Here is a 19,619-nt window from a genome sequence, read left to right as displayed (position 1 = left end):
TCCTCCTGTCACCTCGCCCGACCGTGCGGTGGCCGGTCCCGCCTACCGGACGGGCCGCGCTGGCTACCCGGGCGCGGGGTGGGCAAACACGGCTTCATTGTTAGGAAGGGCCCCTTCCTCTACACCAGGCGTTAACAAGGTGCCCTTCCTTGCAGCTCAGCCGAGCAGGGTGCGCAGGATGCGGGCGAGCTGGTCGCGATCGGCGTCGTCCAGGTGGCCGAAGAAGCGGTCGGCCTCGGCCCGGCGGGCGGCCCGGATGGCGGCGCTGACCCGGTTGCCCTCCCCGGTGAGCGCGACCAGGGTCGCCCGCCGGTCGGCCGGGTCGGGCCGGCGTTCGACGAGCCCCCGGGTCTGGAGGTCGTCGATGACCTCGGTGGCGGAGCGGGGCGCGATGCGCAGGTGCTCGGCGATGGCGCCCGGGCGGAGCTCACCGTGCCGCGCCAGCACCCCGAGCGCCCGGGACTGGCTGGGGGTGACGTCCCACGGCGCCAACGACTCCCGCGCCTGCCGGCGCAGTCGCCCGGCCACCGCCCAGAACGTCTCCGCCAGGCTCTCGTCGTCGCCGTCCGCCGTGCGCTCCGTCACGGGGAATACGGTAGCAGGGGATGCGGTTGCTACCTCATGATGAGGTAACCTCAGCAATATTCCCGACGAGAGGCAGTGCCCCTTGGAATCCACCCCCACCGGCCGCGACCGCGGCCACCGCACCGTCAGCGCCGACGAGAAGGCGCAGGCCCGCCAGGTGTCACTGCGCCGCATCGGCCGGCTCTTCACCGCCCACCGGCCCGCGCTGGCCGCCGTGACCGCGATCATCGTGGCCTCCTCGATCATCGCGATGGCCACCCCGTTCCTGCTGCGTGCCGTCATCGACCGGGCCCTGCCGCAGGGCGACGTGACCCTGCTGGTCTGGCTGGTCCTCGGCATGGTCGCGGTCGCCGCGGTGACCGCCGCCCTCGGCGTCATCCAGACCTGGATCTCCACCCGAGTCGGGCAGCAGATCATGCACCGACTGCGCACCGACGTCTTCAGCCACCTCCAGCGGCAGTCGCTGGGCTTCTTCACCCGGACCCGCACCGGCGAGGTGCAGTCCCGCATCACCAACGACATCGGCGGCATGCAGTCGGTGGTCACCTCGACCGCCACCGCCGTCGCGGCCAACCTCACCACCGTGATCGCCACCGCCGTCGCCATGGTCGCGCTCTCCTGGCAGCTCTCCCTGGTCTCCCTCGTGGTGCTGCCACCGGCGATCTGGCTGACCCGCCGGGTCGCCCGCATGCGCCGGGAGATCACCGCCCAGCGCCAGCGGGAGCTCGCCGACCTCAACGTCACCGTGGAGGAGGGGCTGTCGATCAGCGGCGTCCAACTGGCCAAGACCCTCGGCACCGGGCCCGCGCTGATCGACCGGTTCACCGCCTCGTCGGCCCGCCTGGTCGACCTGGAACTGCGCAGCGAACTGGCCGGTCGCTGGCGGATGGCCTCGATGAGCATCATCTTCGCCGCCGTACCGGCGGTCATCTACCTCGCCGCCGGCCTGCCCGGCACCGCCGGCACGCTGAGCATCGGCACCCTGGTCGCCTTCACCGCATTGCAGGGCGGCCTGTTCCGGCCGCTGATGGGCCTGCTCAACGTGGGCGTGTCGCTGACCGCCTCGCTGGCGCTGTTCGCCCGCATCTTCGAATACCTCGACCTGCCGATCGACGTGGCCGACCCGGCCGAGCCGGTCCGACTCGACCCCGCCCGGGTCCGCGGCCACCTGCGCCTGGAGGACGTCACCTTCGGCTACCCGGGTAGCGACACCGCCGCCCTCGCCGGGGTCACCCTGGACGTGCCCGCCGGCACCAGCCTCGCCCTCGTGGGCGAGACCGGCTCCGGCAAGAGCACCCTCGCCGGGCTGGTCAGCCGGCTGCACGACCCGACCGCCGGCCGGGTCACCGTCGACGGGGTCGACCTGCGTGACCTGCGCCTGGCCGACCTGGCCGCCATCGTCGGCGTGGTCAGCCAGGAGACGTACCTGCTGCACACCACCGTCCGGGAGAACCTGCGTTACGCCCGGCCGGACGCCACCGACGCCGACATCGAGGACGCCGCCCGCGCCGCCCAGATCCACGACCTGATCGCCGGCCTTCCCGACGGGTACGACACGGTGGTCGGCTCGCGCGGCCACCGGTTCTCCGGCGGTGAGAAGCAGCGGCTGGCCATCGCCCGCACGCTGCTGCGGGACCCGCGCATCCTGGTCCTCGACGAGGCCACCAGCGCGCTGGACACCGAAACCGAACGGGCCGTGCAGCGGGCGTTCGACGTGCTCGCCGAGGGGCGCACCACGATCACCATCGCGCACCGGCTCTCCACAGTGCGCGACGCCGACCAGATCGCGGTGCTGGACCACGGGCGGATCGTCGAGGCTGGCACCCACGACAGCCTGCTGCACCGCAACGGCCGCTACGCCACCCTGGCCGCCTGACTCACAACCGTCTCGAAACCGTCGCTAAAACCGTCTCGTTATTCGGCGTCCAGGTGGCGGTAGACGGTGGCCCGCGAGACGCCCAGGGCGGCGGCGATGGCGTCCACCGAGTGGGTGCCCGCCGCGTGCATCCGCCGGGCCACCTCGACCTGCTCCCGGCCCATCGCCCGCGGCCGGCCCGGTCTCCGCCGACGGTCACCCGCGTCGGTGCCAAGGGTCGCATCCGGCGAGCGCCCGGACCCTGAGGCCGCGCCCGCCGGGACCGCAGCGGCCGCCGCCGGCCCCGCCAGCAGGCGGCGTACGCCGTCGAGCATGTCGGCGCGCAGCACCTCGTCGGGCACGTCGGTGAAGAAGACGATCGGGTCGCTGCACGTGGCGACCGCCTGCACCGCCCGGACCCGCTCCCGGCGCCCGGCGTCCGGTCCGGCGATGAGGTCGTTGGCCCGCATCGCGATCCCCATCAACCGGTGGTACGTGTCGTTCCGCCCGACCAGCGCGATGTCGTGGAAGAGCATGCCGAGCGGCCGGCGGTGGGCGAGCATGGTGTCCACCCAGCCCTCCAGCACCGTCCACCGGGCCTGCTCCGTGGGCTGCGCCTGGGCCGCGTCGAGCAGCGCCTCCAGGTCGGCCAGCATCGGCTCGACCAGCGCCGCCAGCAGGTGCTCCTTGGCCGGGAAGTGGTACAGGATCGCGGCTTTGGTCAACCGCAGCCGTTCGCCGATCTGCCGCAGCGAGGTGCGCTGGTAGCCGTGTTCGGCGAAGAGGTCGAGCGCGGCGCGCAGGATCCGGCTGCGGGTGTCGTCCGCGGGATCGGCGGTCATGCCGGCCAGCCTAACCGGCGTCCTGACCCGGTGGCTGACGTCACCGTTGATTGTGCTGACCGACGGTCAGTACAGTGGGGACGGTCGACGCATCCAATAGTTGGAGGGGCGATGCCCGTCATCTCGATCGACAACCTGGTCAAGACGTTCGGCGGCATCCGGGCACTCGACGGGCTCGACCTGCGGGTCGAGGCGGGTGAGGTGCACGGCTTCCTCGGGCCCAACGGATCCGGGAAGTCCACCACCATCCGGATCCTGCTCGGGCTGCTCCGCCGCGACTCCGGCGAGGCGCGGGTGCTCGGCGCCGACCCCTGGCGCGACGCGGTGCGCCTGCACCGCCGGTTGGCGTACGTGCCGGGCGACGTCAGCCTCTGGCCGAACCTCTCCGGCGGGGAGGCGATCGACCTGCTCGGCGAGCTGCGCGGCGGCCTCGACCGTCGTCGCCGCGACGAGCTGCTGCAACGCTTCGATCTGGACCCGACCCGCGGGTGCCGCACGTACTCCAAGGGCAACCGGCAGAAGGTCGCCATCGTCGCCGCGTTCTCCTCCGACGTGGAGCTGTACGTGCTCGACGAGCCGACCTCCGGCCTCGACCCCCTCATGGAGGCGGTGTTCCAGGACGAGGTGCGGCGGATCAAGCAGGCCGGCGCCACCGTGCTGCTCTCCAGCCACGTGCTCGCCGAGGTCGAAGCGCTCTGCGACCGGGTCAGCATCATCCGCGAGGGTCGCACCGTCGAGTCCGGCAGCCTGGCCGAGCTGCGCCACCTCACCCGCACGGCGGTGATCGTCGAGACGGCCCGCCCGGTGACCGGCCTGGACGCGCTGCCCGGCGTGCACGACGTACGCGAGGTCGACGGGCGTACCCACCTGGAGGTCGAGCCGGCGCACCTCGACCAGCTGCTCGGGCAGCTCATCCACTTCGGCGTCCGCGCCCTCACGAGCACCCCGCCCACCCTGGAGCAGCTGTTCCTGCGCCACTACGGCGACGGCCGCGCCACCGCCGACCCCGAGTCGGCGCAAGTCCAGCAGGCCGGTGTCCGGTGACCGCCCTCACCGGCACCCGCCGGCTGGCCCGGCTCGTGCTGCGCCGCGACCGGATCCGCCTCGCGATCTGGGTGCTCGGCACGCCCCTGCTCGGCTATGCCCTCGCCGGCAGCGTCGCCGGCATCTACCCCGACGAGGCGGCCCGTCAGGGCTACGCCGCCACGTCCGCGTCCAGCCTGGTCGCCCGGGCCTTCAACGGCCCCATCGCCGGCACCGACGTCGGTGCGGTGGTGGTCGCCGAGACGTACGTGACGCTGGCCCTGATCATCGCGCTGCTGAGCACCTTCGCGGTGATCCGGCACACCCGGCAGAACGAGGAGACCGGGCGCGCCGAGCTGCTCGGTGCCTCGGTGGTCGGCCGGTACGCGCCGCTCACCGCCGCGCTGCTGGTCGTGGTCGCGGCGAACGTGGCGGCCGCGGCGCTGCTCGCCGTCGCCCTCACCGGCGCAGGTCTGCCGCTGGCCGGTTCCGTCGCGGCGGCCGGCGCGGTCGGCGGCGTCGGGGTGGCCTTCACCGGCGTCGCCGCGGTCACCGCGCAGGTCTCGGTCAGCTCCCGGGGCGCCAACGCGCTCGCCGCCGCCGTCGTCGGGCTCTCCTTCGTGCTGCGCGCCGCCGGCGACGTGCTCGGCGACACCAGCGCCGACGGCACCCGGGTGGAGAGCGCCTGGCCGTCCTGGCTCTCCCCGCTCGGCTGGGGCAACCAGGTGCGGGCCTTCGGCGGGGAACGCTGGTGGGTGCTCGCCCTGCCCGTCGCGCTGCTGCTCGCCGGGGTGGCGCTGGCGTACGCCCTCGCGGAGCAGCGGGACCAGGGCGCCGGGCTGGTCGCCCCCCGGCGCAAGCCCGCGAACGGTGCGGCGTGGCTGCTCAGCCCGGCCGGGCTGGCCTGGCGGATGCAGCGCGGCACCCTGCTCGGCTGGGCGGTCGGCATCGCCGTGCTCGGCGTCTCGATGGGCGTCGCCGCCGACGAGTTCAACGCCATGATCGAGCAGAATCCGGCCGCCGCCGAGGCGATCAACGCGATGGGCGGGGGAGCCGACCTGGTCGACGCGTACCTGGCCGCGATGCTCGGGCTCTTCGCCCTGACCATCGGGGCGTACGTGGTGCAGGCCCTGCTCCGGGTACGCGGCGACGAAGCCGACGGGGTGCTGGAGGCCGCCCTCGCCACGGCGGTCAGCCGTACCCGATGGCTCGGCACCCAGGTCCTCGCCGCGGCGCTCGGCGCGCTCGCCCTGCTGCTGCTCGCCGGCCTGACCACCGGGCTCGGCTACGGCCTGGTCACCGGCGACCCGCTCGGCGAGGCCATCGCGCTGGGTGGTGCCGCGCTGCTGCGGCTGCCGGCCCTGCTCGTGGTGGCCGGGGTGGTGACCGCGCTCTTCGGCCTGCTGCCCCGCCTGTCGGTGGTGCTCTCCTGGACGGCGTTGCTGGTCTTCCTACTCCTGGGGCAGCTCGGCGCGGTGCTGGAGCTGCCGCAGGTCGCGCTCAACGTCTCGCCGTACACCCATGTGCCGTCCGTGCCCGCGGTCGACCCGGCGGTGCTGCCTCTCGTGGTGCTCGCCGCGGTGGCGGCGGCGCTGCTCGCCGTCGGCGTCGCCGCCTTCCGCCACCGCGACGTCCCGAGTTGACCTGCTCTTCGTGATCGTTGGCAGCTGAGCAACTCGACACGCCGACGCCTTCCCCGCTGAGCTGCCACCGATCGGTGCGGCTAGCAGAAATCGAGCGGCGAGGGGCGTCGTCCACAGGTTGGTGGGTGTGCACAGGGGCAGGGGTGACTGGTTGCGGGAGGTTGGCGTGGGGCTGCACGGTTCGTGGCGTGAACTCGGTGCTTCGGGAACTGGTGGAGTTGGGCGCAGGGCTGGTGACGCGTGGAGCGGCCACGCAGGTGGTGCCACAGTGGACGCTGGATCAGGCGTGCCGTAACGGTGACCTGGTGCGGGTGTTGCCCGAGGTCTTCGTGGCGGTGCACCTGGTCGATGGTCGCTCCGATGGTCCTGCCCTGAGTCGGCTCGACCCTGCCCTGGGGCAGCGTGCGGCTCTCGCCTGGGCTGACGGCCGCGGCGCACTCAGTCATCTCAGCGCGCTGGGCGCGTGGGGACTGTGCCCGCAGGCTGTCGGTGACCTGGTGCACCTGAGCACACCGGCGAGCGCCAGCCTGCGCACCCGACCCGGACTGGTCGTGCATCGGCGCCGGGATTTCGTCATCAGCCCGCCGCACGTGGTGATCCGACGCGGACTGACGGTCACCCGGCTCGAGCAGGCCCTCATCGACTCATGGCCGGCGTTGCCGCACAGCGAGCGGCGGGCACCGGTGATCCAGGCGGTCAACAATTGGTTGACCACGCCCGAGCGGTTGGCCGAGGCCCTGGATGGTGCGCCGAAGCTGGTCGATCGGGCAGCGCTGCGAAGGCTGCTGACCAGGCTCGCCGACGGCTGCCGCAGCCCGCTGGAGATCTGGGGGCACGAGCACGTCTTCACCGGCCCGGGCATGCCGGCGTTCCGCCGACAGGTGCCCATGCGCCTCGGGCGACGCACCATCTACCTCGACATGTTCGCCGAGCGGGAGCGGGTCAACATCGAACTCGACGGGGCCGCCACCCACGGCGACCCCCACCAGCGGGAGATCGACCTGCGCCGGGACGCCTTGCTGGCGACCACCGGGATCCTGGTGGTCCGCTTCGCCCACCGTCGCCTGGTGCGCGAGGCCGCCGCGGTACGCCGCGAAACCTTGGCCATCCTCGCGACCCGCATCTTCCGGGGCTGATGACTCGGGCATCCGCGCCGGCCAGCGCGTTGGACCCATAACTTGCACAAGTGGAAAGTGTTCGCCTATGCTTTCCGCCATGGAAAGTATTGGTGTGGAGGAGCAGCTCACAGCGGCCGAGCGCGGTGCCGCCGCGCCCTACGTGAACTATCCGCCCACCCCCTGGTGGTACGCGCCCTCCGTTGGCGCCTGGGCCGCCGCCATGATCGGCACGTTCGTCTGGTGGCGTGAGAATGCTGTCCTGTTCGTGGCGTCGCTCGCCGTCCTGATCGCCGTCGAGGCCCTGTTCGTCGTCTGGATGCGGCGTCGGCACGGCGCGCTCCCGATGCCGGGCAAGGGAACGCCGCCCACCGAGATCGCCGCAGTGTGGCGCGAATACGTTGCTGCCCTACCCGTGGTCACTCTCGTCGTCGGGCTCGTCTGGTGGCTGGTCGGCGTCCCGGCTGCCGCCGGGGCGGCATTCGTCCTCGTGACGGTAGGCCTGGCCGTCTACGAGCGGCGGTATGCCGCGGCTGCCGCCAGGACGCGGGCACGCCTGCGATGATCGACGGACTGGACCCGATCATCCACGTGCCCAAGCGCCTAGCGGCCATGGCCGTCCTGGCCAACGCCCCTTCGGTCTCGTTCCGGTTCCTGAAGGACCACCTGCAGATCACTGAGTCGGATCTGTCCAAGCAGATGTCAACGTTGGAGGCGGCTGGTTATGTCGCCTCGACGAAGGTCGGTCGTGGCCGTGGGGGCAGTACCACCTATCGGATAGTCGAGGCCGGGCAGAAGGCCTACGAACAGCACTGCGCGGCACTGAGAGCACTGATCGGCGACGCATAGCGTTCGTGTGCGGCACACCGGGTAGGGGCTGGCGGGGCTTGTTCCGTGCTGGCAGCCTCGGCGGCGTGGGCACCCTTCTGACGCAGCTTCCGGCGCTCCTCGGCGTACTGGTCGGCACCCTGGGCACGATCCTCGCCACCTCGTTGGCCGACCGGGCGCGGTGGCGGCGGAGCCAGAGCGTCCGCTGGGACGAGCGGCGGCTGGACGCGTACGTTGACTACGCGCACGCCATCAAGGAGAGTCACGCCATCGCGCTGCGGATGACGGCCGACCACCGGCCGGGATCGCACAGCCACCCCATCGACCGCGAGGACGGCCTGGCTCGGCTGGCCGAGGCGGACGCCCGACGCACGATCGTCTGGGAGAACCTGCTGCTGCTCGGCGACGAGCCGGCGGTCGTCGCTGCCGCCGGTTGGCGGGACGCGGTCTGGCAGGTCGAACGGCTCGCGAGGGGGATCGTCGATGCGCCGCAGGACATCTCCGAGCTGCTCACCCGGGTCAACGAGGCCCGCGACGGCTACTACCGGGCGGCCCGGCAGAGTCTCGGCGTCCGGGGTGGATCGGTGGAGCAGTCAGCGGCACTGCGGAAGGCACTGCTTGGCAGCTCGGGTCGTGACGTCCGAGCCGCCTGAAACGGCTGCCAACTGGCTGCACCGTCGACGAGGCGGCGGCGTCATGGCGCCCGGCAAAGCCACCCCGAGGACGCAAGGCCGAGGGATGAGATGGGCCAGTCAGGGTCGGGAAGGGCGGCGGATCAGGGGCTGGGGCGGTTCGGCTGGGGTGGGATGAAGGGGGAGGGGATCGGGTCGGTGGGGTGTGTGGAGCGGTGGTGAAGGAGTTCGCTGATCCAGCGTGCGGCCTCCTTCTGCGCGGTGAGCATGTGGTCGCGGGCGTCGGCGAAGTCCTGGTCGCCGGTTACGTTGGCGTGTTGGGCCAGGATCTCCGCCCAGCGCCGGCTCAGCTCCTCGGCGTATCGGGCCCGCCGAAGCTGCTCGTCGAACTGGTACTCGAGTTTGACCAGCCGGTCGATGTGCGGCTGGAGCGCCGGCATGATCCGCTCGTCGAGCCGGACGGATGCGTCGGGTTGGCAGGTGATGACGATGTCGCCCCGCTGGTAGCGCCAGACAGGGTCGTCGGCGAGCGCCCGCTGCAATGCCAGTTCGAGGTCTCCTGCCCGGTTCGGCGCCAGGTCCCGGGCAGCGTCGGCGGCGAGCCGGGTCAGCCGCTGGATCGCGTTCGGCTGGAAGTACCGCACGTACCAGCTCAGCACCTCGGCCCGCAGGCTCTTCGGCGACGACCAGGCGAAGGTGGCGCGGACGTAGAAGGAGTACACGTACCCGCGGGCTGGAACCGCGATCAGCCGCGGCACGTGGCGCTGCTCGACGAGCGGGCCGGATGGCGCCGTTGCTGCGCCGGGCCCCACGGGCGCCTCGTCCTGGAGCGCGGCGACCAGTCGGTCCCAGGTCCGCGTCCACCAGCGCCAACCGGTGACGCTCGCGTCCCGGGTGACGATCAGCCCGCGGGTACCCCATTGTCGCCACCGATCCGCGGGCTTCGGCGTCCCGTCGGGGGCGTCCGTCATGCCACCCCTCCATCGTCACGGATCTCCATCTCACGCTAACAACCCGTGACCGATATGTCCGCCGCCACGCCGCCACGAGCCCGCACCGCTGCGCCAGCGAAAAGACGGATTGCCCGGGGGTTCACCGAACATTGTGGAGCAGTTTGCGCGCCGAGGACTGTTGCCGGGGGACTGTCAACGATGAGACTGGTTCCGATCCGACAGTGATGCGGATCGATGGATCGGATGGTCTGGAGGCAGCCTGTGTCCACCCTCGTGTCCCCGCTGGCCACGCTCGGCGCGATCCGCCGGCGTACCACCACCCTCGCCCTGCTCCTCGCCATGGTCGCGGCCGCTCTGGTCGGCCCGTCCGTGGTGGCCCCCCAACTGACCGACTCCGCCTCGGCGGCGGTCTACAGCTCCTGCACCATCAGCCGCTGCGCGGATGCCCGTACCGCCCGTTCGGGATGGTCCGCCAAGGGCTTCCCGACCATCCGCGCCTGGTATTCCTGGAGTGGCGGCAAATCCAACTTCGCCGGCGGCCGGTTCTACAACTACGAGGGTCAACTGCCCACCAACGCCACCTATTACGAGTACGACGTGTACCCGCGGACCCAGGGCGCCGCCCGGGACGCGTACCGGATCGTGGTGAACCGCAGCACTGGGGTCACCTGGTTCTCGCCCAACCACTACACCGACTTCTACCGGCTCTGACCGACCCGGGGCCGGCTGGTCACCGCGGCCGGTCCCGCCGTCAGCTCAGGCCAGATCAGGAGGTACGGGAGATGGTCGACCAGGACGGTGGTCGGACGCCCGATTGGCTGACCGTGTGCCGGGGCGGCGCCCCGGAGGTACCCGGCGCGTCGGTGCTGGCCGGTGGGGCGAGCCGGACCCGGCCCGCGTTCTTCGCCGCGTTGACCGACGCGCTGGCCCTGCCGGCCCACCTGGGCAGCACCTGGGACGCCCTCGCCGATGTGCTCCGGGACCGGCTGGACGCCGGCCCGCTCACCCTGTTGATCAACGACGCCGGCCAGCTGCTCGCCGACGAGCCGGCCGGCCAGTACGCCCTGCTGCTCGCCGTTCTCGGCGACGTCGCCACCACCGCACCGCATCCGCTACGCGTCGTCCTGCACGAAGCCTCGCTCTCCTGACCACCACCTCACGGAGGGCGGCCGGGTCGGGGTGCGTATGGCCCAACGAGCGTTATGACTCAGAGGTATAAGAATGACTCTGAGTCATAACGCTTCTCGGCAACACCGCGGCCCGGTCACGCCGCCCCGCTGTGCGGCTACGTACATCCCGACAGTCGGGGTCGCTCCGGGGCGCGACGGTGGCGGTGACGGTCGGGTGACGCGCCCTTCGCGATCCTCGTGCCGAGCCGGGCACTGTGCACCGGCGCGGGCAGCGGGGAGGCCGGTGCGGTGGACTTCGTCGACGGGGTGCTGGTGCGGTTGGCCGATCCGGGCACCCGCGCCGCGGTCTTCGACGACGCGTCGCTGGCCCACCTGGTGGAGGCCGCGTACGACACCGAGGCGATGCCGGTCGGGCCTCCGTACGCGGCGGTCTTCGACGAGCTGACCCTCGGTTTCGCCGCCGCCCCGGTCACCCTGGCCGAGGGGGAGTGGCTGGGCTCCGGCGGCACCACCCGGACCGAGCTGCGGGTAAGCCTGCACGGTCTCGGTGGCTCGGCGCTGCGCATCGACGCGCTCTGGCGGGGCAGCCTCGTGGTGCGGACCAGCGCCGCCCGGGACCGGGTCGAGGACCTCGACGTCGCGGTTCCCGCCTTCGACGTCGACCCGCAGATCATCGCCGACCTTGGCGCGCTGCCGGCCGACCCGGCGCAGCTGGAGACCGAGCGCCGGACCCGGCTGGTGACCCGGCTGCGGGCCGGGCTGCACCAGCCCGCAGCGTTCACCGACGTGCACCTGGACCGGCTGCTCGCCGGCGTGGGCGCCGCCAACGCCGGTGACCTGGTGGCGCGGATGCGCGGTCAGGCCGCCGGCGCCACGGTCAAGCTGCGCTACGCGGCCCCGCCGGCCGCCCCACCGACCCCGCGCCCGCTGCCGTTCGCCGCCGCCGTACTGGTCCGCGACCGGGGCTTCTCCCTGGCCGACCTGCTCGTCGAGACCCGCCTGGTGCGGGCGCGCGCCGAGGAGTTGGGGCTGGACGTGCCCGCCCCGGACGACGTCCGGCGGCGGCACCGGGTCGTCGCCGTCTGGGTGGTTCCCATCGAGACGTTCGACGACGACGGCTGGCCCGGCGGCGACAGCGGCACCGACGCGCAGCGGCGGGCCGCCCGGTTCGCGCGGGCCGGCCAGTGGCTCGCCCGCAGTGGCATCGGACTGGCCGCCGTGAACACCTGAGACTCCCGGCCGCAGGACGCCGCAGCGGCCGGGAGCCGCCTACCGACCGCAGCAGCAACTCCGTCCGAGAGGACCCGTGGCACCGACAGCAGCATTCCCGTTCATCGAGGTCCGGATCGTGCCGCCACCGGCGCCGCTGGCCCAGCGCTCGCCGGGCGTCATCGCCGTGGTGGGCAAGACGCCCGGGCGGCGCTGGCCCGCGCCGGGATCAGCACGCTCGGCAAGCTGGCCGAAGCGCCGACCGAGCAGGTCCTCGCCATCATGAAGGAGGCCCAGGTGCGCGCCGACGTCGGAGACGCCGCGGAGTGGACCGGCTACGCCCAGACGCTGAGCAAGCTGCGCTGAACGGCCGGTACCGACTCCGGCGAACGGTTGCTCCACGCCGCTCGCCGGGTCGGTGTGACGACACAGCGCTGGCGCGTCGACCGTCCACACCCGAGCGTGGAACTGCCACGGTACGATCGGGTGCGAAAGGGCGCAGGCATGGTTGTTCACGAGGTAACACACGACCTCCGCGCCGGCGCACCCGAGGCCGACGCGGGGCCGCCTCCCCGGTACGCGTTGCGCCTGCTCGGCGGGTTCGGGTTGGAACGCGAGGGTCGGCCGGTGGCGGTGCCGCAGGGCGCCCGTCGGCTGCTGGCCTACCTAGGGGTACGCCAGCGGTGCGCCCGCGCGGAGGCCGCCGGCACGCTCTGGCCCGGCTCGCACGAGGAGCGGGCCCGGGCCAACCTGCGCACCATGCTGTGGCGACTGCACCGGGTCACCCCCGAGCCGCTGCTGGAGGAGGACGACCGGCTGTCCCTGGCCGCCGGGGTGACCAGCGACGTGGCCGCCCTGGGTGCGGCGGCGGCCGCGCTGCTGGCCGGCGGGTCGCCGGTGAGCGCCGGCGACGGAGTGCCGGCGTTGGCGACCGGCGAGCTGCTGCCGGGTTGGTACGACGACTGGGTCCTGACCGAGCGGGAACGGCTGCGCCAGACGCAGATGCACGCGCTGGAGGCGCTCGCCGAGCGGCTCACCGCGCAGGGCCGGTTCAGCGAGGCCGTGCAGGTGGCGTTGACCGCCGTGCAGTTGGAGCCGCTGCGGGAGAGCGCCACCCGGACGCTGATCGCCGTACACCTGGCCGAGCGGAACATCAACGAGGCGGTACGCCGATTCGAGCTGTTCCGTGCGGACCTGGGCCGGGAGCTCGGCGTCGCCCCGACACCCTGGCTGGCGCACCTGGTGCGGAGCGGTCTGCACTCGGATGAGGGCGCATCAGTGGAGCCAGCCGGGCGGGTCGCACGGTAGTCGATCACCCGGACCACGCGGTCCGCAGACGGACGAGGCGGGGACTCGCGGCAGACCGATATACCTCACGGGTATATCTATGACTCAGAGGTATATCGCCATCGGGCGCACCCCGCCCCGGATTCGACGCTGATCCGCCGGCCGCGAGGTGGTGCACCGCGAGCCCCGACCGGGCCGATGAAGGCGATGCCGGCCGGTCAGTTCGGGTGGACGGGCTGGTCCAGGATCGCGCTGAACCGCTCCTCGGCCAGGTCGAGCTGACTGAAGATGTGTCGCTTCACCGCTTGTGAGAGCGGCGTGTCGGGCCGGCCGATCAGGTCGCGGAAGAGCGGCACCAGTGGCCGGTACTTGATCGCCGAGGAGACGACCTTCGGCCCGACGGTGTGGATCACGCCCACCCCGTTGTCGGTGAAGTCCGACACCTTGATCACCCGCGCCCAGGGCTCCCGGTCCAGGCTGACCCTCAGGTGCTCGCGGTACTGCGTGTTGCGGTCGCGCTGCGGGTCGTACACCGGGTTGGTGACGGCGGCGACCAGCGTCGCCACCCGCGGCCCGAACCGGGTGGCCAGCGTGGCCAGCGCTCCCGCGCGCGGGTCGCCGCCCCCGTCGGCCAACTCGGCCGGGTGGTCCTCGACGGCGTCGTGCAGCAACCCGGCGACGATCACGTCGACGTCGCGCACCTGGTAGTGGTGCATCAACCGGATGGCCACCCGCAGCAGGTGGTTGAGGTACGGCTCGCGAACCCGCCGGTCGTCGCGGTGCAGGTCGGCGGCCAGGTCGAGCGCGGCGGTCAGCCGGGCCCGGGCGGCGTCGTCGAACTGGTGGATCTCCAACCGGAAGCGTTCCAGCAGGCCCGGTTCGCCGTGGATCTCGGTGATCGCGTGCATCGGCATGCTGCCCAGGTGCGGCGGGAAGTCCATGCGTCACTTATAGCCGATCTTCACCAGGTTGATGGTCCCGTGCGTCGCCGACCCGACCGCACCGGACCGGGCCGACGCCGTGCGGGCGTCGACCCGGTCGTGGGGGCGGTCGGGGTCAGCCGGTGATCCGTCCGGTGCCGGCGCCGGCGGTCACCGTCGCCTTGACGCCGCTCGCGGCGTCCATCGTGTACGGGTAGGGAATGACGGCCACCGAGCCGGCCGTCTGCGGGGTGCCCGAGTTGACGAACTGGTTGTTGCGGGCCACCAGGTTGCCGGTGGGGGAGGAGCCCTCGCCGACGTGCGTGGGGTCGGTCATGTTCTCGAAGTAGTTCCCCTCGACCAGCACGCCGGCGCCGTTCGTGGTGGCGATGCCGTAGCTGTAGGACGGGTTGGCCGTGTTCACGTAGTAGTTGTTGTACACGTGCACCGGGTTGCCGAAGCGCACCCGCGGGTTGCGCTGGAAGCAGTTGCTGAACGCGTTGTGGTGGTAGGTCACCTTCAGCCGGCCGGTGTCCTCGCCGGAGTTGCTGTCGCTGTGCCCGACGAGCGAGCACTTGACGTGGTCGTGCAGCCTGTTCCAGGAGACGGTCACGTAGTTCGAGCCGTGCGTGATGTCCAGCAGACCGTCGTAGTAGTCGGTGCCGCTGGTGGTGTCGCTGGACAGGTCGTTGTGGTCGATCCAGACGTTGGTGGCGTTGTCCATGTGGATGGCGTCACCGTTGCCGACCCCGGCCCGCACCCTGGAGATGTTCAGGTTGCGGACGATGACGTTGCTGACGTCGCGCAGGTTGAGCCCGCAGCCGGACCATCCGGAGCTGGCACCCACTCCGATGATCGTCTTGTTCGAGCCGCTGCGGATCTCCGTCGAGCAGCTGAAGGTGCCGTTCACCCGAACGGTCGCCGGCGCGTCGCCCTGCACCGCGCTGGCCAGCGCCGTCGCGCTGGTGACGGTCACCGTGCCGCCGCCGGCACCACCGGTGGTGCCGCCGTTCTGGGTGGCCCATCCGGCCAGTCCGGTCTGCGGCGGGGTGGTGGGCGGCGGGTCGGTCGGTGGCGGGTCGGTGGGCGGTGGCGTGGTGGTGGGCGGGGTGGTCGGTCCGCCGCCGGCGCCGTCCACCGCGACGTCGTCGAAGACCGCGCTGGCGTACGCGGTGACCAGCGCGATCCGGCCGGCCGCGTACGCGGTGTCCGTGCCGGCGCCGACCTGCGCGCCGTTGACGAAGCCGCGCACGGTGCTGCCGGCGGTCTCCAGGCGCAGCGTGTACCAGGTGCCGGTGGTGACGGTGAGCGCGGTCGAGCCGAGCACGGTGATGGAGCTTCCGTTGACCACCTGGAGTTCGGCCCGGTTGGCGTTGGTCAGCGCGAGCCGGTACATCTTCGTGGCGCTGCCGGAGCGGGCGGCCAGCGCGACCAGCCGGTTGGCGCCGCTGAACGACAGGGGCTTGACCCGCGCCTGGACCTGGTAGTCGGTCCAGCTCGTCTGCCCGGCGAACGCCCGGGCCAGTTCGCTGCCGGTGTTGGCCTGTCGGTAGGCCGGCGTGCCGTCGGTGACCACCGACCAGTCGCCGCCGGACTTGGACCAGCCGTCGGCGTTGCCGTCGTCGAAGGTGTCGCCGAACAGGGTGGCCGCCCGGGCGCCGGTGGTCACGCCGGCGGCGAGCGCGACGGCCGTGAGGCCGGCGCCGGCCGCGGCCAGCGCCGCTCGGGGTAGGTGCGGGATGCGCACGGGATCTCCTCGGGGTGGGGTGGGGTGGGGTGCCGGCGGTCGGTCAGACCGGCAGCCGGTCCGCGCCGGCGAGCGGGCCGACCAGGAGCGGGACGAGCGGCGCCGGCAGGACCGGGCCGCGGCGCAGGGTGGGCGTCCAGCCGGCGTCGGCGCCCAGGTCGGGGTCGTGGCCCGCGTTGTACGCCGCCAGCAGGTCGACCGGCCGGGCCGGGCCGCCGCCCTGGCGGACCCAGGTGCCCCGCTCGGTGAGCGCGGTGCCGCCCCAGTCGTACAGCAGGTCGCCCGGGTCGACCGCCGCGTCCAGGGTGAAGAAGTTGTCCTGGGCGTACAGCGCGGACTGCACGCCGACGCCGAGCGCGTACTGGAAGTCGTCCCCGCCGAGCCGGTAGTGGTTGTTGTAGACGTCGACCTGGCCGAAGCGCACCCGCGGCAGCCGTTGCAGGACGCCGTCGAACAGGTTGTGGTGCAGGGTGACCTTCAGCCGACCCACGTCCGGGCCGACCGTGTTGGACGACCCGATCAGCATCAGCTTGTCGCGCCCGATGAAGCGGTTCCAGGAGGCGGTGACCAGGCTGGCCGTGTGCGTGACGTCCAGCGAACCGTCGTGCACCTGGTACGGCCGTCCGAAGTGGGTAGGCTGGGCGCTGTCCGGGTTGTCGCCGTCGGTGAAGGTGTTGTGGTCGACCCAGACGTGCTCGCTGCGGCGTACCGAGATCTGGTCGTACTGGCTGTTCCAGTTGCCGGCCTCGCCGTCGGTCGGTGACCAAGCGGGGAAGCAGTCCCGGGCGTCCACGAAGGTCAGGTTGCGGACGATGACGTTCGACGCCCGGTCGATCATGAGGGTGAGCCCGGTCAACCGGGCGCCGCGCAGCCCGACGATCGTGGTGTTGGAGCCGACGTTGAGCTGGGTCTGCCGGGTCTGGCTGGCCACCGAGCGCACCCGGGCCTCCTCCAGTGGCCCGGCCGGCGGCACCCGGCCCCACACCGCCGGGTCGTACGCGGCCAGGTAGGCGTCCAGCCGGTACTCCGGGTCGGCCAGGTCCGCGCAGCTCAGGGGCGTGCCGTCGGGCCCCTCGAAGCCGTCGACAGCGCCGTCCACGTAGATGAGTTTCGGGGTGGCGTCGGTGGCGTTGCTGGCGTTGTCGCCACCGAGCGCGGCGACCAGCTCGGCCCGGCTGCGGACCACCCGGGTCCGCTCGGGGGTCGCCGCCGAGCCGCCGGTGGTCCCGGTGCCCTCGGCCGCCCAGCCGTCGCGTTCGGGCAGCACCTGCCGGCCCAGGTGGTGGGCCGCCCGGGACAGCCGGTCGGCGGCGCCTGAGGGGTCGGGGCGGGGGGCGGCGCCGGCCGGAGCGGCACCGAGCAGGAGGGCGGTCACCGTAGCGGCGGTGAGGACTCTGCGCATCGATTCTTCCCGTTCGCTGGTGGTGGTTCGGCAGTCACCAGGAACGGTAGGTTCATAGATTTATGAGAGTCAATATGTGATGTGTGCAGGAATGTTGCAGTTGTCGGGCTCGACCGGCATTGCCCCGACCGTCGCGGGTCGGGTATCCGGGGATCCGTCCGATGCGGCCCGAACGAGTCCGGGCGGTGTTTGCACTCCGGTTGCCGTCGCCTCCTATCCCGCCAGCTCCGCGCGGTACGCCGGCACCGCCCACGGCACCGCCAGCTCACCCGGCAGCAACCCCCGCTCGGCCGCCCGGCGCAGCACGTCGACCACGTCCCGCAGGTGGCGTACCCGCTCCCCGCCGTCGCCCACCACGGAGACGAGTTCGCCGTCGAGCAGTCGGGGCTCCGGCGCGGCCCGCAGCGCGTCCAGCAGCGCGGTGAACGGGGCGGTACGGGTCAGCGGCGCGATCAGCGGCACCCCCACCGGGTCGGCCCGGTGGGCGAGCAGGTTCTCCAGCAGCCCCCGCCGTCCGGGGACCCGGCGGGTCACCACGTCCCCGGGCAGGCGCAACCGGTCCGTCGGATACTCCAGCACCGCCCGGCCCGCCGTGCCGGTGACCACCACCTCGCCCGCCACGAACTCCTCCGCCGCCAGGGTGACCGCGGCCAGCACCGGCGGCCCGGCGCGGAACCGGACCCGCAGCACCGCGGTGTCCTCCACCTCGATCGGTCGTACCCGATAGCGCTCCACCTCGATCGCGACCGGCCACGGCGGCGCACCGCCGAGCGCCTCGGCGACCGCCAGGCACTGCATCACCGCGTGCGCGAGTGGATTGGCCAGGGCGCCGTCCAGCACCGGACGGCCGTCCACGCTCCGGCGACCGGCCCACGGGGAGCGGGCGTAGTAGCCGTCCGGCCGCTGCCACGCGGCGACGGTGGCGATGCCGGTGACCGTGCCCAGCCGGCCGGCGGCCAGCGCGTCGGTCAGCGCCGTGAGCGCCGCCGATCCGAGGGCCTGGAAACCGACCTGGGCCACCCGACCGGCCGCCGCCAGCGCCGTGGTCAGCTCCTCGTGCTCGGTCAGCGACAGCACCGGCGGCTTCTCCAGCAGCAGGTCCGCGCCGGCGGCCAGGGCGTCCCGGGCGATCGGCAGGTGGGTGTGTGGCGGGGTGCAGATCACCACCACCTCCGGGCGCGTCGCGGCGAGCATCGCGCGGTGGTCGATGAACACGTCCACCCCGGGCGGCACCGGCGCGTCCGGGTCTACCTCCACCGGCCGGACGTCGACCAGGGCGACCAGCCGCAGCCGACCGGCGGCGTGCAGCGGCGCGATGACCCGCCGGTGCCACCGGCCGTGCCCGTTCGCCCCGATCACCGCTACCCGGGTCGGCGCTGCCGCCCCGTTCACGGGGCACCTGCCAGTGCCGGGCCGTTCACCGGGCGCCTGCCAGCGCCGGCCCGTTCACCGGGCACCTGCCAGCGTCGCCTCGACGCCGTGCCGCGACAGTGCGGTCAGCCAGCCGGTCACCTCGGCCCGTACCTCGTCGTCCTCGGCCACCTCGGCCGGGACGACCTCGCGCAGCGCGAAGACCGCGTCCACCGCGCCGGCCGCGCTCTGCGCGCCGGCGGCCAGCGCGGCCCGGATCGGCTCGGCCAGAGGATCCTGGAACGGCAGCGGCCGGCCGTCGTCGGCGTGGCCCAGCGCGAAACGTAACCAGGCGGCCACCACCAGCGCGGCCCAGCGTGCGGACCGCCCGGCCGCGCGCAGGTCGGCGATGGTGTGCAGGACCCGCTGCGGCAGCTTCTGCGAGCCCTCCATCGCCACCTGGAGGGTGCGGTGCCGGATCGCCGGGTTGCCGAACCGGGCCAGGACCTGCTCGCCGTAGTCGACCACCCGCACCCCGTCCGGTGGGGTGAAGCTGGCCGCCACCTCCTCGGCGATCAGCCGGCGCAGCACGTCGGTCAGGTGCGGGATCTCCAGCGCGTCGGCGATCGTCTCCCGGCCGGCCAGCGCCCCCAGGTACGCGACGGCCGAGTGCACGCCGTTGAGGGTGCGCAGCTTCAACCGCTCCCACGGGCCGGCGTCGCCGGTCAGCACCGCCCCGGCGTGCTCCCAACCCGGCCGCCCGCCCGGGAAGTCGTCCTCGATCACCCACTGCGCGTACGGCTCGGCAGCCACCGCCGCCAGGTCGGTCACGCCGAGCGCCCGGCGGGCCGCGTCGATCGTCTCCGGAGTGCTGGCGGGCACGATCCGGTCCACCATGGTGCCCGGGCAGGTGACGTTGCCGGCCACCCAGTCGACCAGCCCGGCGGGCACCCCGACGGCCCGGCCGACCGCCTGGTCGACGAGGCCGCGCAGCCGCCGCCCGTTGGCCGGCAGGTTGTCGCAGCTGACCAGCGCCACCGACGCCGCCCAGCAGCACACGGTGGCGCGGGCACTGGGGCTCGGCGGCGGTCACCTCGA

Annotated in this window: 19 protein-coding genes; 11 read left to right on the top strand and 8 right to left on the bottom strand. The window is 72.8% G+C overall.

All coding sequences use genetic code 11. The features are described from left to right. Positions 1 to 156: 156 nt before the first annotated feature. Positions 157 to 585 carry a MarR family winged helix-turn-helix transcriptional regulator gene (locus ACWD6N_RS15965; RefSeq protein WP_354962329.1) on the bottom strand — a complete coding sequence of 143 codons (429 nt, stop codon included), beginning with the start codon at positions 583 to 585 and terminating at the stop codon, positions 157 to 159. Positions 586 to 667: 82 nt separating this feature from the next. Here ACWD6N_RS15965 and ACWD6N_RS15960 point away from each other — a divergent pair, with 82 nt between their 5' ends. Further along, a complete protein-coding gene (locus ACWD6N_RS15960) occupies positions 668 to 2,461 on the top strand; it encodes an ABC transporter ATP-binding protein (protein ID WP_354962328.1) in 1,794 nt (597 codons plus the stop codon). A gap of 38 nt (positions 2,462 to 2,499) precedes the next feature. On the opposite strand, the gene ACWD6N_RS15955 is transcribed toward ACWD6N_RS15960, so the two are convergent. Further along, positions 2,500 to 3,282, bottom strand: a complete 783-nt coding sequence (locus ACWD6N_RS15955; protein WP_450004930.1) for a TetR family transcriptional regulator — start codon at positions 3,280 to 3,282, stop codon at positions 2,500 to 2,502. A 111-nt stretch (positions 3,283 to 3,393) separates the two neighbouring features. Between ACWD6N_RS15955 and ACWD6N_RS15950 the strand changes: the two genes are divergently transcribed. The 6 genes from ACWD6N_RS15950 to ACWD6N_RS15925 all read left to right on the top strand — a co-directional run bounded on the left by ACWD6N_RS15950 (position 3,394) and on the right by ACWD6N_RS15925 (position 8,544). After that, on the top strand, positions 3,394 to 4,326 hold the full coding sequence (locus tag ACWD6N_RS15950; protein ID WP_354962326.1) for an ABC transporter ATP-binding protein: 933 nt from the start codon (positions 3,394 to 3,396) through the stop codon (positions 4,324 to 4,326). Further along, the gene (locus tag ACWD6N_RS15945; RefSeq protein WP_354962325.1) at positions 4,323 to 5,948 is read left to right on the top strand and encodes an ABC transporter permease; all 1,626 of its coding nucleotides are present in this window, start codon (positions 4,323 to 4,325) and stop codon (positions 5,946 to 5,948) included. The genes ACWD6N_RS15950 and ACWD6N_RS15945 overlap by 4 nt, the downstream gene beginning before the upstream one ends. 188 nt (positions 5,949 to 6,136) lie before the next feature. After that, entirely contained in the window at positions 6,137 to 7,084 is a 948-nt protein-coding gene (locus ACWD6N_RS15940) for an endonuclease domain-containing protein (protein ID WP_450004929.1), read from the top strand. 94 nt (positions 7,085 to 7,178) lie between these two features. Beyond that, positions 7,179 to 7,628 carry a hypothetical protein gene (locus tag ACWD6N_RS15935; protein ID WP_387322299.1) on the top strand — a complete coding sequence of 150 codons (450 nt, stop codon included), beginning with the start codon at positions 7,179 to 7,181 and terminating at the stop codon, positions 7,626 to 7,628. Beyond that, positions 7,625 to 7,912: a transcriptional regulator gene (locus ACWD6N_RS15930; protein ID WP_354962322.1), complete on the top strand. Its 288-nt coding sequence runs from the start codon at positions 7,625 to 7,627 to the stop codon at positions 7,910 to 7,912. Before ACWD6N_RS15935 ends, ACWD6N_RS15930 begins: the two co-directional genes overlap by 4 nt. Before the next feature lie 65 nt (positions 7,913 to 7,977). Continuing rightward, positions 7,978 to 8,544, top strand: a complete 567-nt coding sequence (locus tag ACWD6N_RS15925; RefSeq protein WP_450004928.1) for a hypothetical protein — start codon at positions 7,978 to 7,980, stop codon at positions 8,542 to 8,544. A 122-nt stretch (positions 8,545 to 8,666) separates the two neighbouring features. On the opposite strand, the gene ACWD6N_RS15920 is transcribed toward ACWD6N_RS15925, so the two are convergent. Beyond that, complete coding sequence (locus tag ACWD6N_RS15920; RefSeq protein WP_354962320.1) at positions 8,667 to 9,494, bottom strand: hypothetical protein; 828 nt, start codon at positions 9,492 to 9,494, stop codon at positions 8,667 to 8,669. 243 nt (positions 9,495 to 9,737) lie between these two features. Between ACWD6N_RS15920 and ACWD6N_RS15915 the strand changes: the two genes are divergently transcribed. The 4 genes from ACWD6N_RS15915 to ACWD6N_RS15900 all read left to right on the top strand — a co-directional run bounded on the left by ACWD6N_RS15915 (position 9,738) and on the right by ACWD6N_RS15900 (position 13,123). Then, positions 9,738 to 10,187, top strand: a complete 450-nt coding sequence (locus ACWD6N_RS15915; RefSeq protein WP_354962319.1) for a ribonuclease domain-containing protein — start codon at positions 9,738 to 9,740, stop codon at positions 10,185 to 10,187. Positions 10,188 to 10,258: 71 nt separating this feature from the next. Continuing rightward, entirely contained in the window at positions 10,259 to 10,624 is a 366-nt protein-coding gene (locus tag ACWD6N_RS15910) for a barstar family protein (RefSeq protein ID WP_354962318.1), read from the top strand. A 219-nt stretch (positions 10,625 to 10,843) separates the two neighbouring features. Continuing rightward, the gene (locus ACWD6N_RS15905; protein ID WP_450004927.1) at positions 10,844 to 11,836 is read left to right on the top strand and encodes a hypothetical protein; all 993 of its coding nucleotides are present in this window, start codon (positions 10,844 to 10,846) and stop codon (positions 11,834 to 11,836) included. A gap of 483 nt (positions 11,837 to 12,319) precedes the next feature. Further along, a complete protein-coding gene (locus ACWD6N_RS15900) occupies positions 12,320 to 13,123 on the top strand; it encodes an AfsR/SARP family transcriptional regulator (RefSeq protein ID WP_450004926.1) in 804 nt (267 codons plus the stop codon). 197 nt (positions 13,124 to 13,320) lie between these two features. Here the strand turns inward: ACWD6N_RS15900 and ACWD6N_RS15895 are convergent, their stop codons facing one another. The 5 genes from ACWD6N_RS15895 to ACWD6N_RS15875 form a co-directional block, all read right to left on the bottom strand. Further along, a complete protein-coding gene (locus ACWD6N_RS15895) occupies positions 13,321 to 14,043 on the bottom strand; it encodes an HD domain-containing protein (RefSeq protein WP_354962314.1) in 723 nt (240 codons plus the stop codon). Between the two features lie 115 nt (positions 14,044 to 14,158). Then, the gene (locus tag ACWD6N_RS15890) at positions 14,159 to 15,769 is read right to left on the bottom strand and encodes a pectate lyase family protein (RefSeq protein WP_387322302.1); all 1,611 of its coding nucleotides are present in this window, start codon (positions 15,767 to 15,769) and stop codon (positions 14,159 to 14,161) included. Between the two features lie 43 nt (positions 15,770 to 15,812). Then, entirely contained in the window at positions 15,813 to 17,171 is a 1,359-nt protein-coding gene (locus ACWD6N_RS15885; RefSeq protein WP_387322304.1) for a pectate lyase family protein, read from the bottom strand. Positions 17,172 to 17,384: 213 nt separating this feature from the next. Then, complete coding sequence (locus ACWD6N_RS15880; RefSeq protein ID WP_354962311.1) at positions 17,385 to 18,563, bottom strand: Gfo/Idh/MocA family protein; 1,179 nt, start codon at positions 18,561 to 18,563, stop codon at positions 17,385 to 17,387. Between the two features lie 54 nt (positions 18,564 to 18,617). Continuing rightward, complete coding sequence (locus tag ACWD6N_RS15875; RefSeq protein WP_450004925.1) at positions 18,618 to 19,559, bottom strand: mannitol dehydrogenase family protein; 942 nt, start codon at positions 19,557 to 19,559, stop codon at positions 18,618 to 18,620. Positions 19,560 to 19,619: the final 60 nt, after the last annotated feature.

The organism is Micromonospora sp. NPDC005163 (assembly GCF_053599835.1).
Note: the sequence above shows the minus strand (reverse complement) of the source record. Positions and strands in the feature narration are given on the sequence as shown.